We start from the raw sequence: 16105 nt of genomic DNA, 5'->3' as shown, positions 1-16105 counted from the left end.
AAAACATTTTCAGGGAAAAATATGTTAACCATCACCGCCCGTTGCTGGCTATGTTTATTACCGCTTCATCGTAGCCGGCAGGGAATTTGCTCGTACTGCCAGCGCCATTTGCCGCGTTTACCCGCCTGCTGCCCACGTTGTGGTTTGCCCTCCGGCGACACAATGCGCCAGTGCGGGCGCTGCCTGCAAAACCCGCCGCCCTGGCAATCGCTCATCTTTATCAGCGACTACGCGCCGCCGTTCAATACGTTGCTTAAGCATTTCAAGTTCCACGGCAAAACCGAGCTAGCAATGGTGCTCGCCCGGCAGTTGCTGTTGCGCTGGCAGATGACCTACCGCGAGCGGAAACTCACCGGACAGATTCCCCTGTTGCGACCCGATCGCCTGTTCACCGTTCCCCTGCACCGAAACCGACAGTGGCATCGTGGCTTCAACCAGACCGAATTGCTCGCTCGTCCTCTCGCCCGCTGGTTAGCCTGTGCTTACGATCCTTGCACATTACAACGCACCCGACGCACGCCGCTACAGCAAACGCTCAGCGCCAGCGCGCGGCAGCAAAACCTGCGGGGTGTGTTTTCCTGTGATATCTCGCTGTCCGGACAACAGGTGGTTTTACTGGATGATGTGGTCACCACGGGCAGTACCGCCGCTGAAATCAGCAGGCTGTTGCTGGCTCAAGGCGCAGCAGGCGTTCAAGTCTGGTGTTTGTGCCGAACCTTGTAGTCGGGGGGAGGATGGGCGTATTATAACCGATAAGTGCAGTCAACTATTGAGCTTACTATTATGATCCGTATTACCGATGCTGCTCAGGAGCATTTCCTGAAACTGTTGGCAAAACAGGAAGAAGGCACACAGATTCGCGTATTTGTTATCAATCCAGGTACGCCAAACGCCGAATGTGGCGTTTCTTACTGCCCACCGGATGCGGTAGAAGCCAGCGATACCGAACTGAAATTTGAAAAAATTTCCGCTTACGTGGATGAACTCAGCGCACCTTATCTGGAAGACGCTGAAATCGACTTCGTCACCGATCAATTAGGTTCTCAGCTCACGCTGAAAGCCCCAAACGCCAAAATGCGTAAGGTAGACGACAGCGCCCCGCTGATGGAACGCGTTGAGTATGTGCTGCAATCGCAGATCAACCCACAGTTGGCAGGCCACGGCGGTCGCGTGACGCTGATGGAAATTACCGATGACGGTATGGCGATTCTGCAATTTGGCGGCGGCTGTAACGGCTGTTCTATGGTCGACTACACGCTGAAAGAAGGGATCGAGAAAGAGTTGCTGGAAAAATTCCCTGAGCTGAAAGGCGTGAGAGATCTCACCGAGCACCAGCGCGGCGAACACTCCTACTATTAATCCTCTCCCCTGCTGATTATTCTTCTTCCTCCCCGACTCTGGGGAGGAAGACTTTTCGTTTCGCTTTAGGCTTTCTGCACTTACATCGGGGCGCCGCGACGTAAATCCATATCCCGAATCAGTCGTTCAAGGCAGCGATCGGCGAAGATGGATTCCAGCGGGCGTGTGAGCTTGCGCCGCCAGTTGGGGTATTCACGGTCAGTACCCGGCACATTGACCGGCGTGGCCATATCCAGCCAGTCTTCCAGTTGAAATCCAACCAGCGCACTTGCACTATCGGCGACATAACGATGAACACCGCGGCTCAACGGCGCGCCCATCGTCGTCAGTGCCGAGTTACGACCAACGCGCTGCGGCAATAGCCCGAATTCGTGCAATGCGTTGAGCAAGCCCTGTTTCGCTTTTTCACGCTGCAGCATCTGCTCTTGCAGTAGCGCTTCCGTCGGGTACAGTCCCAACTCCCGCCCCAGCGATAAATCCACGGTTTGCCAGTAGCCACGCAGCGTTGGGAGATCGTGCGTCGTAATGGTTGTCATGGCCTGACGCGGGTAGTCTTCCGGTGCGCGGAAGTGATTCTCCTCATCTTTTTCAAAGAACAGCACCTTGTAAGAATAGATACCGTAGTCATGCAGTTTGCTGACAATTTCCGGCGGCACGGTGCCTAAATCCTCACCGATAATCAGGCAGCGATGGCGCTGGCTTTCCAGCGCCAACACCGCCAGCAGATCGTCGACCGGATAATGCACATAAGCGCCGCTACCCGCCGACGCCGCCTTGGGTATCCACCACAGGCGCAAGAGTGCCATCACGTGATCGAGTCGCAACGCACCACAGTGCGCCATGTTGCTGCGCAGGACGTCGATAAACGGTTGATAGCCACGAAGCTGCATCATGGTGGGATTCATCGGTGCAAGCTGCCAGTCTTGTCCCTGTGGCCCAAGCGGATCCGGTGGTGCGCCGATAGAGGCATCAAGGCAATAGAGCTGTCGTTCGTCCCAGGTTTCCGCACCGCCCTGTGCGACCCCTACGGCCAAATCACGATACAGACCGAGCGGCAGGCCAAGCTGTTTACTGTGCGCGTAGCACTCCGCGAGTTGCTCATGCGCCACCCATTGCAGCCAACTGTAGAATGTAATCTCATCGCTGTTTTCGCGGCGGAATAACTTCACGGTTTCACTGTGCACGTCATGGTAATTGGCAGGCCATTGGTGCCAGTCCGCATAGTTCTCACCCTGCTTTTTCAGGTAGGCCTGTAATGCATCAAACGTCGCCTGAAGTTGGAGGCTCTGCCCGCCGCTAACGACAAACTGGCGAAAGGCGCTAATACGCGGATCCAGCGCGCTGCGGGTCGTAAAGTAGCGGAAAGCCAACCGTAAGGCGGTCAGTTTAAGGGCCGTCACAGGCTCATAATCGACCCAGCGCCCCGCTCGCAGCGAAGCAACCGCGCTTTGTGTCTCCTCACGGTGCCACCATGCCTGCGCCTCCTCGCTCTGCTGAAAATCATCAATACGATTCACATCGATATAAATAATGTTCAACCAGTGTCGGGAGGAAGGACTGTAAGGGCTTGCGGCTTCTGGCAGTGCGGGATACAGCGAGTGCAGTGGGTTCAAGCCTACAAAAGCGCCGCCGCGCCGGGCAATCTGCTCCACCAGTTGGCGCAGGTCACCAAAGTCCCCGACGCCCCAATTGTTCTGCGAACGTAAGGTGTAAAGCTGGACGGTAACGCCCCACCAGCGTTTTCCCTGCTGTAAGGCTTCAGGTTCATAGCAGCGGTGCGGCGCGACAATAATCCGGCAGCTCCAGCGCTGGTCAGCCTGCGTCAGCGTCAGGTAGTGGTAACCTAGCGGCAGCACGCCCGGCAAGGCCAGCGTTGAGCCGCCCGTTATCTGCCCTTGAATTTGACCGCCGTTTTCATACATCAGCGTCCAGAGGAATTCACCGTGACCAGCAAGCTCGATGGCCGCATTCCGCCCTTGCAAAAAGACACGAACAGGCGGCAAGGGCGCATTGCCGCTATCAGAAACGTCCATCATTGCCTGAATCTGGTTTCTGATTGCGGCCGCAACAATGTGCTCTTTGCCATAGGCATCAGTATAGTTTTCCGCGACGCCTGTCTGCTGGCTTGCCAGTTTATCCACCTTGAACACCCTCTCCTTTTCCTAACGATGCGCCTGCCAAATGCGCGTCTGGTAATCATGGATCGCCCGATCCGAACTGAACATCCCCATTTTGGCGGTATTCAGCACACAGCGGCGCGTCCATTCATCCGGCTCACGGTAAAGCGCATCAACACGCTGTTGCACCTCGCAGTACGGTGCAAAATCGGCCATTAACATATAGGGATCGCCCAGCTTCAGCAGGCTATCCAACAGCGGGGCAAACGCGCTTTTATCCCCCTGACTGAACACGCCGCTCGCCAGCTCATTCAGCACTTCACGCAGCAGCGGCGTCGAGGCAAGGTAGCCAGACGGCTCATAGCCCTGCGCCTGTAACGCTTTTACCTGTTCAACGGTGTGACCGAAAATGAACAGATTGTCTTCACCCACCTGCTGCGCCATTTCCACATTCGCTCCGTCCAACGTGCCGACGGTCAGCGCACCGTTCAGCGCCAGCTTCATATTACCCGTGCCGGACGCCTCTTTGCCTGCCGTTGAAATCTGCTCAGACACATCCGCAGCAAGAATCATCCGTTCCGCCAGCGATACACGATAGTCCGGCGGGAAGACGACCTTCAGGCGATCGTTAACACGGCGATCCTGATTAATGACCGCAGCGACCCGGTTAATGGCGTAAATGATGTTTTTCGCTAATACATAGCCCGGTGCCGCTTTGGCACCGAACAAAAAGACGTGCGGCACTATATCCAGATGCGGATTGTCACGCAATTGACGATATAGCGCGAGAATATGAAGCAGATTTAAATGCTGTCGTTTGTATTCATGCAATCGCTTGATTTGCACATCAAACAACGCCTGCGGATCGATCACGATGTCGTACTGCTGGCGCAGGTAGATTGCCAGTTGCGTTTTATTATCAGCTTTGATTTGTCGATAACGCTCACGAAAGCCCGCATCGTCAGCATAGGGTTCCAGCCCTTTCAGCGCGGGCAAATCATTCACCCACGGCGTGTGCAGCGTGTCGTCGATCAGCGCGGACAGCGCCGGGTTACACTGTTTTAGCCAGCGGCGTGGCGTAATGCCGTTGGTGACGTTATGGAATTTGGTCGGCCACAGATGATGGTATTCAGGGAACAGATCTTTCACCACCAGCGCCGAGTGCAGCGCCGCCACGCCGTTGACCGCAAAGCAGCTCACGACGCACAGGTTTGCCATGCGAATCTGACGCTGGTGACGGATAGCGAGCTTCGCCCACACCTGCCGATCGCCGGGCCACTTATCTTCAACCTGCGCCTTAAACTGCGTATCAATTTGCCGGACGATCGACAGGTGGCGAGGCAGCAAGCGGCCAAACAGCCGCTCATCCCAGCGTTCAAGCGCTTCCGGCATCAGCGTGTGGTTGGTGTAGGCAAAGGTGCGTCCGGTTATCGACCAGGCCTCATCCCATGACAGCTGATGTTCGTCCAGCAACAGCCGCATCAGTTCAGGAATCGCCAGCGTCGGGTGGGTATCATTAAGCTGGATGACTTCGTAATCCGGCAGCGTGGACAGCGCGCGCCCCGCCTTAAGATGGCAGCGCAGAATGTCAGCCACCGAACAGGCACAGTGGAAATACTGCTGCATCAGGCGCAGGCGCTTGCCCGCCGCATGATTGTCATTCGGGTACAGCACGCTGGTCAGGCTGGCGGCGGAAATGCCCGCCTGTGCCGCACGCAGATAATGTCCTTCGTTGAATAATGTCAAATCAAACGGATCGCGATGCGTCGCGCGCCACAGACGCAGCGGCTGCGCAGTGCCGTTATGATAGCCAATCACCGGTAAGTCACAGGCCTCGCCTCTGAAAACGGTATCCGGCAGCCAGCGCAGCGTCCCGTCCGTCTGGGGTTGCAGACGCCCGCCGAACCCGACATCCACCGCCAGTTCCGGGCGCGGCACAAACCACGGATAGGCGTCACGCTGCCAGTCATCGGCAGTTTCCTGCTGCTTTTCTTGCGCAAAGTGCTGACGGAACAGGCCATACTGATAGTTGAGGCCGTACCCCGTTGCAGGCTGCCCTATCGTCGCCATTGAATCCAGAAAGCAGGACGCGAGCCGACCTAATCCACCGTTGCCTAAACCTGGATCGGTTTCCTGCTCAAGAATATCGCTCAGGTTCAGCCCCTGCTCCGTCAGCACAGCGGCCACCGCGTCATACCATCCCAGATTCAGTAGGTTGTTGCCCGTCAGACGACCAGGCAAAAACTCCATCGACAGGTAGTTCACATGGCGCTGAGGCGTATTGGTAGTGGACGGCGTTGGCGACGCGATATGCATCAGCAGTTGTTCAGACAGCGCAAGGCTGACGGCACGCCAGCACTGCACCAGCGTCATCGCGTTAAGCGACGCAACGCCACCGAGCCACTGTTGACGGCGCAGCGCGGCGGCAAATTCTGATGCATCAAAGGCAATGGGGGGATGGGCGGAGGAAACAGGCTGCGCTAAAGCCTCTGGCTTTCTTGCAGCCGCCGAACGTGTTGACGAGCCTGATCGCTTTATAGAACCCGACTTTCTTGAAGAATCTGACATCGTGCCTCCTCCGTTCTCCGTCATGGAAAAGGCACATCGGGCTCAACACAACTCCAACTGTACCTTATGTTGTTCAATGATTTTCAGTACGCTGGGCGGTGGTGACTGATCGGTAAAAAGATAGTCGATCAAATCCATGTTGCCCAAATTCACCATCGCATTACGGCCAAACTTGGAATGATCCGTCACTAGCATGACGCAGCGAGAATTTTCAATAATCGCCCGTTTTGTGCGCACTTCATGGTAATCAAACTCCAGTAATGACCCATCCATGTCAATACCGCTGATACCCAAAATGCCAAAATCAAGACGGAACTGAGAGATAAAATCCAGCGTCGCCTCGCCCATAATACCGCCATCGCGGGTACGCACTTCGCCACCGGCCAGAATCAGACGAAAATCCTCTTTTGCCGTCAGCAGCGTTGCCACATTCAGGTTGTTGGTGACCACGCGCAGATCCTTATGCTGCATGAGCGCATAGGCCACTGCTTCAGGCGTGGTGCCGATATCGATAAACAAGGTGGCGCCGTCAGGAATCTGGCTCGCCACCCGACGGGCAATGCGCGCTTTTTCGTCCGACCACATCATTTTACGGTCATGGTAGGCCGTATTCACTGAACTGGACGGCAAGGCCGCACCGCCGTGGTGGCGATGAATTTTATTCTGCTCGGCCAGATCGTTCAGATCGCGACGGATGGTCTGCGGGCTCACCGCAAAATGATCCACCAGCTCTTCAGTACTGACATACCCCTGCCGACGCACCAGTTCAATAATGGCGTCATGCCGTTGTGTCTGCTTCACATTTATCCCCTAAGACGCCCCGATTTATCGGGGGTTTGTTTTATTATACGTGTCCCAAAAGGCCATCAATAGCCCGACAACCAGCCCAGCCACATGCGCCGCATTCGCGATCGACATGCCTAAAATATCGAAATATCCGGCGACCAGCCACAGTAAAGCGAAGACCATCAAACTGCGCGGCATCGATAAGTAGCCATCAGGCTCCCTTTCCCCACGCAGCCAGACATAGCCCATCAGGGCATAAACGACGCCAGACAGACCGCCAAAGTAGGTGCCGCTGAACCAAGACTGCGCCCAGCCGCTGACCAGCGCGGAAACCAGCGTGATGACCAGCAGTTTGCCGGTTCCCAACGCTTTTTCAACCGGCCCACCCAGATACCACCACCACATCAGATTGAACAAAATGTGCAGCAGGGAAAAGTGCAACAAAGCATGACTGAACCAGCGCCACAGCTGTAGCTGCTGTCCTTCCGCTGGGAACGCCAGCCACGTCAGCACGCTCTCATAGCCTGAAATCTGCATCAGGACAAACACCGCGATCGTTACGACCATCACGGATAACGTCAGCGGTCCCGCCTTTTGTTTCAGCGTTTGCAGGTAAGAATAACGTTGGTATTGAATACCGGTATCCATCGATCCCGTTTGCCAACTGGCCGCCAGATAGCGCGGGTTTGTCGGGTCGAGCAGGAAAATCTCCAGCGCTTCCTGAACCTTGCTCAATTGGGTTTCATCCTCCAGCCACAGTTCAGCTTCATACCCTTGGGGCCGCATTTCCAGATGCACCTGCTGCGTACGCATGTAATCAACAAATGCCTGAGCCAGACGTGGGTTGGAGAGAGCAATAACGCGGATTGTCATAATGAATTATTCACCGTAATGGATTGTTCTACGTATAGATTGCTCACCGTATCGTGAACTGATTGCGCGTAAAAATAACACATCTTGCTGTCAATCACCGTTTACTGCGCATTCCCCCTTCTCATTTACGGCGGGATTTACGTCACACATAACAACAAAAGCGTTTTCCAATATCACATTGATAACATAATAATTTATTTTTGTTTACTTCCGTTTCAACTTGTTTCTCATGACATTAGTCACTTTTTAATCAGCACACCTATTTTACTCTCCGGTAGAGACATTGGGAGGGAGCGTATGTTTCTTGAAGAAAGGCGAAATCGAATCCTGACCCATCTGGACAGACACGGACGGGTGAGCGTTGAGTTTCTGGCGAAAGAGTTCGCCGTCACTCGTGAAACCATTCGTAGCGACTTAAACGCCCTGTCAAATATGAACCTGATTCAACGTTGTCATGGCGGCGCCATTGTGACTCGCCGTAGCTTACAGTCCGAGCTTATCACTACCAACGGCGAAAATTTTGAAGTGCTGCTCAAACGTCTGGCCAGACAGCGCCATCCACAGGCTAGCAGAAACAAAGGAAGCAGGATGAACGGCAAGGTGTGTATTCTGGGATCGTTTAACATCGATATTGTCGCCAAGGTTGCCCGCTTTCCAAAAGGCGGCGAGTCGCTCATGGCGCAAGGCAGTACATTAGGCCCCGGTGGAAAAGGGGCAAATCAGGCGATGGCGGCCAGCCGGGCGGGATCGCGTGTCCATTTCGTTTCCAAAGTCGGCAAAGATCAATTCAGTCAGTTTGCCTACGACCATCTTGCGTCCTCTGAAATCCTGTCTTTTACGCTTTATCAATCTGAAACGGAGCCTACGGGCAACGCCATTATTTATGTCTCTCAGCAAAATGGGGAGAACATGATTGCGATTCATCCCGGTGCTAATCAAACGATTAATGAAGACGAAGTTGCAGCCATCACACCGGAGCTGACCCATGCGGATGTCCTGCTCCTTCAGTTGGAGAACAATTTCTCCGCAACCGTAAACGCCATGAAATTGGCTCGCGTGCTGGGTAAGAAGGTCATCCTCAATCCCGCACCTTATTCCGATGACATCCTGCCTTATCTGGATTATATCGATGTGATTACCCCGAACGAAACGGAGGCTTCACTCCTGTCTGGGATAGAGATTCACGACCTGGATAGCGCAAAAACAGCGGCACTGAAGATCGCCGAACGTGGCGCACGGTGCGTCATCGTGACAATGGGGGCGTGTGGCGCGCTATTGCTGGACAACCAACAGTTTCAGCATATTCCCGCCTTTCCCGCGCTCAGTATTGATACCACAGGGGCGGGTGATGCATTTAACGGTGCCCTCGCCGCCGCCATCGCCAATGGACAAAGTCTCGTTCAGGCTGCGACCTATGCCTCTGCTTTTGCATCGCTGGCCGTAGAACGCGAAGGCGCGGCGAACATGCCAGAACACCGTCAAGTCAAAGCGCGGCTAGCACAGCGTTAATGACACATTACATTCAAAAAAACCATCCGGTCAGGAGTAAATCATGAAAGAGATCGACGGCATTGTACCAGTCATGCTGACCCCGTTTACCGACAACAACAGTATTGATTACCCCGGTCTGGAAAAACTTATTGAGTGGTATCTGGATAAAGGCGTTGATGCACTGTTTGCCGTCTGTCAGTCGAGTGAAATGTTATTCCTTAGCCTGCCGGAACGTGTGGCTCTGGCTCGCTTTGTCGTCGACAAAGTCGATGGTCGGGTGCCTGTCATTGCATCAGGCCACATCAGTGATGATGTTGAGGAGCAGATTCATGAACTACGCGCGATGTCGGAAACCGGTATTGACGCTCTGGTACTGGTCACCAATCACCTTGACCCACACCATCAAGGTAGTGAGATATTTTACGCTACGCTGAACCGCCTGCTCACGGCGCTTTCGCCCGCTATACCTCTGGGGCTATATGAATGTCCGGCACCTTACCGTCGACTGCTGAGCGATGAAGAACTGAATTACTGCGCCCAAACCAACCGTTTTGTCGTGTTGAAGGACGTTAGCTGCGATTTGCCTACCGTCATGCGGCGCGTGGCGTTAACGGCTGGCACGCCGTTGAATATCATCAATGCCAACGCCGCTATCGCCTTTGAAGCAATGAAATCCGGCTCTAAAGGCTTTAGCGGCGTGTTTACCAATTTCCATCCCGAACTTTATCACTGGTTATACCATCACCATGCCCGCGATCCTGAATTGGCGCAGGAACTTGCGACATTCCTCTCACTTGCCGCCGTGACAGAAACATTGGGCTATCCCAAGAACGCCAAAATTTATCACCAACACCAGGGAACCTTCAGCAGTGCCCACTGCCGGGTCAATAAAGATGATGTGCTGGAAAAACATTGGGGATTGGCTGTGATCCTTGAGCAAATCCGCACGGGCACCGCACATTACAACAACAAAATAAACCAGATTAACTAACCGCCTTTTACCTATACCTCTATAAAAGGAAGCAATAATAATGAAATGCATCCGGTTAATGGCATTAAGTACGTTCTTCCTCTCCTGCTCCGCTTTTGCGGCCTGGCCGGAGAAACCGATTACAATTATCGTGCCCTGGGGCGCGGGTGGAAATACAGATACCGTGGCGCGCCTGGTTGCTCAAGGCCTGCAAAAAGAGCTAGGCGTGAATGTTAATGTCGTCAATCGCACCGGCGGTAGCGGCGTAGTAGGCCACGACGCTATCCACCGCGCCAAACCCGATGGCTATACGCTAGGGGTAGTAACCGTAGAAATCGCGATGATGCACCACCAAAAAATGACGAAGCTGAGCTACGAGGACTACACGCCAATCAGCCGTCTGGCCGTGATTTATGGTGGCTTGCAGGTCGCAAAAGATTCCCCGTATCAAGATGCCAATCAACTGATCGACGCGATAAAACAACAGCCCGGCAAGCTGCGCGCCTCCGGCAGTGGATTGAAATCCGTTTGGCATTTGAACACCCTCGGCATGTTAAAAAGTGCCAACTTACCGGAAACTGCGGTTCGCTTTATTCCATCGCAGGGGGCGAGCGCCGCCCTTCAGGAACTGGTATCCGGCGGCGTTGATTTCGTCACCTCATCGCCTGGCGAAGCCAAAAGTATGGTTGATGCAGGCATGGTGCGCCATCTTGCGATCATGTCCGATCAAGCCTCCGCGTTGTATGCGGCAATCCCCGTATTCAATGAGGTCACGCCTTATGACTGGTCATTGACTACGTGGAACGTGCTTTCTGCACCGAAGGGTTTGCCAGCAGACATTAGCGAAAAACTAACGGCGGCAATGAAGAAAGTGTATGAAGGGGGCGAACTCCAAAAATTCGCAAATAATCAGGGTTTTGAAGTGAGTGAACTGTACGGCGATGCGCTCTATCAGTTCATGAAAGACGAAGATGCCCAGTTTGGTAGCCTGCTTTCTGAAGCTAAATAACAGGCAGGTGTCATGAAAATGGCACCTGAACAATATGCAGAAACGACAATTATTGCTCCCTCTACTTTTCCTGCTATTTGGCCTTAGCGTCTTCGCCTATGCCTTCATTGAGCTCGGTGACGTCGCCACGTTTGGCGCAGGATTTATGCCAGCCATTACCGGTATGCTTATTGCGCTACTTGCATTACTGGATTTCATCACCGAGCGATTAAAAGCGGGCGTTTCCTCGTCCGATACGGCGCGTCGTGACATCCTGAGCGTAGCGTTAGTGGCATGCACGGTAATTTTTTATATCTATACCGTTGATTTAATAGGATTCATCTTAACAACCAGTCTCATTATGGCCGGGCTATTCATCTTTTTTATTCCTCAACACAGGATCCTCTCCGCTGTTGCGGCGGTGATGCTTTCGGCTAGTACTTACTACCTGTTTTCCAAAGTATTACTGGTGCCGCTCCCTGCTGGTATTCTCTTTTAAGGAAACATGACGATGGATATCCTGATTAACGCCAGCGATTACATTACGCTCAATGCCATCATTGCTATCTTCGCGGCAGGGTTATTCGGCCTGTTTGTCGGTGCCATCCCCGGCCTGACAGCAACAATGGCGGTGGCGCTACTGGTGCCTTTTACCTTTTTCATGGATCCGATTCCTGCCATAGCGATGATGATCTCTGTCGGTGCCTCAACGATCTACGCGGGCGATATTCCCGGCGTACTCCTGCGCATACCCGGTACACCCGCGTCTGCCGCCTATGTTGACGACAGCTACGCGCTAAGCCAACAGGGGAAAACCAACTATGTTTTGGGGCTTGGCCTGAGTACATCCGTGATTGGTGGAATCATCGGCGCGATAGTGCTGACATTTGCGTCACCGCTGCTGGCCTCCTTTGCGATGAAATTCAGTTCGTTCGAGTACACCTGGCTGGCGCTACTGGGGCTAAGTTGCTCTACGTTGATTTCTGGACAATATGTGGTCAAGAGCCTAATGGCGCTCTTGTTAGGGCTGGTACTGGCAACCGTCGGCTATGATGAATTTACAGGGCAACCCCGCTTTACGTTTGGGTATGTCGCGCTACTGGAAGGCATCAGTTTCATTCCTGCGATGATTGGTATGTTTGCGATCGCGAATGCTATTGAGTACTACGCCAACCGTCACCGCGACAATTCCCCCTCGCCCCGTGTGACCTCACAACCGGTGGAGACATCCTCATTCAATATTCTTTCCGGCATTCGCCCAGCATTAAAAAAGAATCGCCTCGGCATTGCGCGTAGTAGTGCCATCGGCACGCTGATTGGAGTTTTACCCGGTGCAGGGGCAGACATCGCCGCCTGGATTTCGTATGCCGTAGCGAAAAAATTCTCCCGCCAGCCGGAAAAATACGGTAAAGGTTCGGAAGAAGCGGTGATCAACGCTTCATCCAGCAACAACGCCAGTCTCGCTGGCAGCTATATTCCGACGCTAGTATTCGGCATTCCCGGCGATTCCGTCGCCGCTATTGTCATCGGCGTACTGTATATGAAAGACATGCAGCCGGGACCATCGTTATTTATCTTCCATCCCGAAAAGCTCTACGCGATTTTTATCCTGTTTTTTATCGCGAACCTCGCGCTGCTACCGCTGGCACTGGTGGTGGTGAATCTCCTGAAACGGCTGATTTCCGTCAATAAGGATATCGTGTATCCGGTGGTGATCGTGTTCAGCATTGTCGGCGCCTTCGCCATGAATAACTCAATGGCATCCGTGGTCGTCATGCTGGTAATGGGGATCGTAGGGTATTTCCTGCAAAAACATCACTACCCCATTGCACCCGTCATTTTGGGCATGGTATTGGGGCCGATGTTCGAAAAAAGCCTGCTTTCTTCCCTGCTGAAATCCGACGCGGATCTAATGGCTTTCATAGAGCGCCCGATTTCCGCCTTTCTGGCCGTGCTTTTCCTGCTGGTGGTGATCATGCAAGCGAAGAGCATTATGCAGGTATTCAGAAATACCGGATCCAAAACGACCCCGCACTAATCCCTGACGTCAAAACGGCGGCGCGTCCGAAAATGTGGACACGCCGTTTTTTAACTGGCGGATACCGTGTCTTGCGGGTAGCGATTTTGCCAGGCCTCAAAGCCGCCATCGATACTGTACACCGAATCAAACCCTAGGCTAATCAAGTACTGTGCGGCATTGCGGCTGCTAATGCCGTGGTAGCAAATCACCATGATCGGTGATTCGCGGTCAGCGCCGCGCACAAAATCAGATAAGGTTTCATTCGTCAGGTGCGTCGCGCCGGGAACATGGGCCGCAGCGAAGCTCTGTGGATCACGAATATCAACGACGGTGCCCCCTTCCTGCCAGCGGGAATGGGCTTGCTCAAGACTAATAGCTTCAAATTGTTCCATCGAAAGTGACAACCTTGTTAATAATGGACAGGATGTGAGTAACAACTGGCGTCATTGTAACCCGCCTTCGGTGGCATAAAACCTATATGGTTATAAGGTTATTTATAAAAACAGCGATTCATTAACGTGAGATATAACGACAAAAAACGGTAACCCTATGGCACAAACTTACTGGAACCGCATGGTACCTGAACTCACAGTGACGGATTTTTCCGCCTCGCGACATTTCTATGTACGCATACTCGGCTTCACTATCATGATACACCGTGAGAACCCAGATTTTGTCTATCTCAGTCTGGGGGAAGCGCAACTGATGTTAGAAGCGTTTCACGATGGAGGATGGAATACGGGGATACTCGCCAAACCGCTGGGACGGGGCATTAATCTTCAGATTGAGGTGGACGACGTAATGCCTTTACTAGATAGTCTGGCGCATCATCACATTCCGCTTTACCGACCGCTGAAAGATAACTATTACACAATAGAGGCTAGCGAAGGTACGACAGAAGCCACCAAAGCCTGTCAGCGAGAGTTTCTGGTTCAGGATCCCGATGGTTATCTCCTACGCTTCAGCCAGTATATCGAGCAACCGTAACGCCCTATGGGGCTATGACGTCAAAATAGCCCTAAAAAACCCCTAATACCCCTTATTTTAAGGTGGCAATCATCACCATATTGTTAGCTGTATCACGCATAAATGTTTTTATTTGGTTAACCATTAGCTGATTTGTTTGTTTTCGATTATTATGATGCTCGAAAACGAACATTTTGATTTATTCGAGGGTGGAGGAAAAAACGTGGAAACCAAAGATCTCATCGTTATCGGCGGCGGAATTAACGGTGCAGGCATCGCCGCAGATGCGGCTGGGCGGGGGTTATCAGTTCTGTTGTTGGAAGCGCAGGATCTTGCCTGTGCCACGTCCTCCGCCAGCTCCAAGCTGATTCACGGCGGCCTGCGTTACCTTGAGCACTATGAGTTTCGTTTGGTCAGCGAAGCGCTGTCTGAGCGCGAAACACTGCTGAAAATGGCCCCGCACATTATTTTCCCCATGCGCTTTCGTTTGCCTCATCAACCGCACCTGCGCCCAGCCTGGATGATTCGCATCGGCCTGTTCATGTACGACAACATTGGTAAACGCGTCAGCCTGCCTGCCAGTAAAGGATTGAAATTCGGTGTAGATTCCGTACTTAAGCCTGAGTTGAAACAAGGCTTTGAATATTCTGACTGCTGGGTGGATGATGCACGTCTGGTGGTGTTAAACGCGCAGGAAGTGACAAAACGCGGCGGCGAAGTCCATACTCGCACCAAAGTCACCCGAGCCCGCCGTGAACAAGGCGTGTGGATTGTGGATGCGGTCGATTCACTGACCGGTGAAACCTTCACCTGGCGCGCCAAAGGTCTGGTGAACGCCACTGGCCCATGGGTGAAAGAATTCTTTGATGACGGCCTGCAACTGAAATCGCCTTACGGCATCCGCTTGATTAAAGGTAGTCACATCGTGGTACCGAAAGTCCACAATCAGCCGCAAGCGTATATTTTGCAAAACAAAGATCACCGTATTGTGTTCGTGATCCCGTGGCAGGATGACTACTCGATCATCGGCACCACCGATGTGGAATACAAAGGCAATCCACACGATGTGAAGATCGACGACAACGAAGTCGGCTACCTGCTGGATGTGTATAACGACCATTTCAAACAGCAGTTGACGCGTGACGATATCGTCTGGACTTACTCCGGTGTGCGTCCGCTGTGCGATGACGAGTCTGATTCTCCGCAGGCGATTACTCGCGATTACACGCTGTCAGTGGATGATGATAACGGTCAGGCTCCACTGCTTTCCGTGTTTGGCGGCAAGCTGACGACGTACCGTAAGCTGGCAGAGCACGCGCTGGACAAGCTGCACAAATACTATCCGCAAGCGGGCAAAGCCTGGACAAAAGGTGCAATACTGCCGGGCGGTGATATTGCTGGAACGCGTGATGACTACGCCGCAGCACTGCGCCGTCGCTTCAGCCTGCCTGAATCACTGACGCGCCGTTACAGCCGCACCTACGGTTCAAACAGCGAACTGATTCTGACCAACGTAAAAAGTCTCAACGATCTGGGTGAAGATTTCGGTCATGACCTGTATGAGGCAGAGCTGCGCTATCTGGTCGAGAAAGAGTGGGCCGTTACGCTGGACGACGTTATCTGGCGCCGTACCAAGCTGGGCATGCGACTGGATGAGGCGCAGAAACAGCGCATCAGCGACTGGTTAGCCAACCACCGCCAGCAGCAAATAGTAAAAGCGGGTTAAAAAAATGGACGAGCATCTCGTCCATGTTGTTTCACCAGATGTTGCTGGCGTAAAAATCATGCTGAGGGGTGGGTTAACGCCGAGTGAGCGACAGGACGTCGCGAAAGCCAGTGCCGCGTCGGGAACGCGTCACTGGCGGCTCGATTCGCGTTAATCCAAGCCCGAAGGTACCGCACAGCGGCATGATTTAGCCAATAAGCTTGGGTACACAGGGCAAGCGGCGACTGAGCTGCCCTGTGTC

At 53.3% G+C, this 16105-nt stretch carries 15 protein-coding genes; 10 read left to right on the top strand and 5 right to left on the bottom strand.

The genetic code is table 11. The features are described from left to right. The first annotated feature begins 21 nt into the window (after positions 1–21). The gene (gene gntX / locus ACKQAD_RS02615) at positions 22–723 is read left to right on the top strand and encodes a DNA utilization protein GntX (RefSeq protein WP_409158709.1); all 702 of its coding nucleotides are present in this window, start codon (positions 22–24) and stop codon (positions 721–723) included. 60 nt (positions 724–783) lie between these two features. Next, the gene (gene nfuA, locus ACKQAD_RS02610; RefSeq protein WP_180743298.1) at positions 784–1359 is read left to right on the top strand and encodes a Fe-S biogenesis protein NfuA; all 576 of its coding nucleotides are present in this window, start codon (positions 784–786) and stop codon (positions 1357–1359) included. 80 nt (positions 1360–1439) lie between these two features. Here the strand turns inward: nfuA and malQ are convergent, their stop codons facing one another. Genes malQ through glpG form a run of 4 tightly spaced genes read right to left on the bottom strand, consistent with a single transcriptional unit; the run spans position 1440 to position 7703 of the window. Continuing rightward, positions 1440–3509 carry a 4-alpha-glucanotransferase gene (gene malQ / locus ACKQAD_RS02605; protein WP_409158708.1) on the bottom strand — a complete coding sequence of 690 codons (2070 nt, stop codon included), beginning with the start codon at positions 3507–3509 and terminating at the stop codon, positions 1440–1442. Positions 3510–3521: 12 nt separating this feature from the next. Further along, entirely contained in the window at positions 3522–6044 is a 2523-nt protein-coding gene (gene malP / locus ACKQAD_RS02600; RefSeq protein ID WP_409158707.1) for a maltodextrin phosphorylase, read from the bottom strand. A 42-nt stretch (positions 6045–6086) separates the two neighbouring features. After that, on the bottom strand, positions 6087–6845 hold the full coding sequence (locus tag ACKQAD_RS02595) for a DeoR/GlpR family transcriptional regulator (protein WP_005969330.1): 759 nt from the start codon (positions 6843–6845) through the stop codon (positions 6087–6089). A 24-nt stretch (positions 6846–6869) separates the two neighbouring features. Further along, positions 6870–7703 (bottom strand): rhomboid family intramembrane serine protease GlpG, encoded by an 834-nt coding sequence (gene glpG / locus ACKQAD_RS02590; RefSeq protein ID WP_409158706.1) that lies wholly within the window; start codon positions 7701–7703, stop codon positions 6870–6872. Between the two features lie 297 nt (positions 7704–8000). Between glpG and rbsK the strand changes: the two genes are divergently transcribed. From rbsK to ACKQAD_RS02565, 5 genes are read left to right on the top strand one after another with little or no spacing between them, the layout of a single operon-like run. Continuing rightward, positions 8001–9212: a ribokinase gene (gene rbsK / locus ACKQAD_RS02585; protein WP_409158705.1), complete on the top strand. Its 1212-nt coding sequence runs from the start codon at positions 8001–8003 to the stop codon at positions 9210–9212. A gap of 43 nt (positions 9213–9255) precedes the next feature. After that, positions 9256–10185 (top strand): dihydrodipicolinate synthase family protein, encoded by a 930-nt coding sequence (locus ACKQAD_RS02580; RefSeq protein WP_409158704.1) that lies wholly within the window; start codon positions 9256–9258, stop codon positions 10183–10185. Between the two features lie 40 nt (positions 10186–10225). Beyond that, complete coding sequence (locus tag ACKQAD_RS02575) at positions 10226–11173, top strand: tripartite tricarboxylate transporter substrate binding protein (RefSeq protein ID WP_409158703.1); 948 nt, start codon at positions 10226–10228, stop codon at positions 11171–11173. Between the two features lie 34 nt (positions 11174–11207). Beyond that, positions 11208–11651 (top strand): tripartite tricarboxylate transporter TctB family protein, encoded by a 444-nt coding sequence (locus tag ACKQAD_RS02570; RefSeq protein WP_409158702.1) that lies wholly within the window; start codon positions 11208–11210, stop codon positions 11649–11651. A 6-nt stretch (positions 11652–11657) separates the two neighbouring features. Continuing rightward, positions 11658–13190 carry a tripartite tricarboxylate transporter permease gene (locus tag ACKQAD_RS02565; protein WP_409158701.1) on the top strand — a complete coding sequence of 511 codons (1533 nt, stop codon included), beginning with the start codon at positions 11658–11660 and terminating at the stop codon, positions 13188–13190. Between the two features lie 50 nt (positions 13191–13240). Here ACKQAD_RS02565 and glpE read toward each other — a convergent pair whose 3' ends face one another. Next, positions 13241–13564: a thiosulfate sulfurtransferase GlpE gene (gene glpE / locus ACKQAD_RS02560; RefSeq protein WP_409158700.1), complete on the bottom strand. Its 324-nt coding sequence runs from the start codon at positions 13562–13564 to the stop codon at positions 13241–13243. Between the two features lie 181 nt (positions 13565–13745). Between glpE and ACKQAD_RS02555 the strand changes: the two genes are divergently transcribed. The 3 genes from ACKQAD_RS02555 to ACKQAD_RS02545 all read left to right on the top strand — a co-directional run bounded on the left by ACKQAD_RS02555 (position 13746) and on the right by ACKQAD_RS02545 (position 16018). Further along, a complete protein-coding gene (locus ACKQAD_RS02555; RefSeq protein ID WP_409158802.1) occupies positions 13746–14159 on the top strand; it encodes a bleomycin resistance protein in 414 nt (137 codons plus the stop codon). 202 nt (positions 14160–14361) lie between these two features. After that, positions 14362–15864: a glycerol-3-phosphate dehydrogenase gene (gene glpD / locus ACKQAD_RS02550; protein WP_409158699.1), complete on the top strand. Its 1503-nt coding sequence runs from the start codon at positions 14362–14364 to the stop codon at positions 15862–15864. 4 nt (positions 15865–15868) lie between these two features. Continuing rightward, positions 15869–16018, top strand: a complete 150-nt coding sequence (locus ACKQAD_RS02545; RefSeq protein ID WP_159440280.1) for a hypothetical protein — start codon at positions 15869–15871, stop codon at positions 16016–16018. Positions 16019–16105 lie beyond the last annotated feature (87 nt).

Origin of the sequence: Pectobacterium artocarpous, from assembly GCF_046159765.1 — a bacterium.
Taxonomy (GTDB): domain Bacteria; phylum Pseudomonadota; class Gammaproteobacteria; order Enterobacterales; family Enterobacteriaceae; genus Pectobacterium.
Note: the sequence above shows the minus strand (reverse complement) of the source record. Positions and strands in the feature narration are given on the sequence as shown.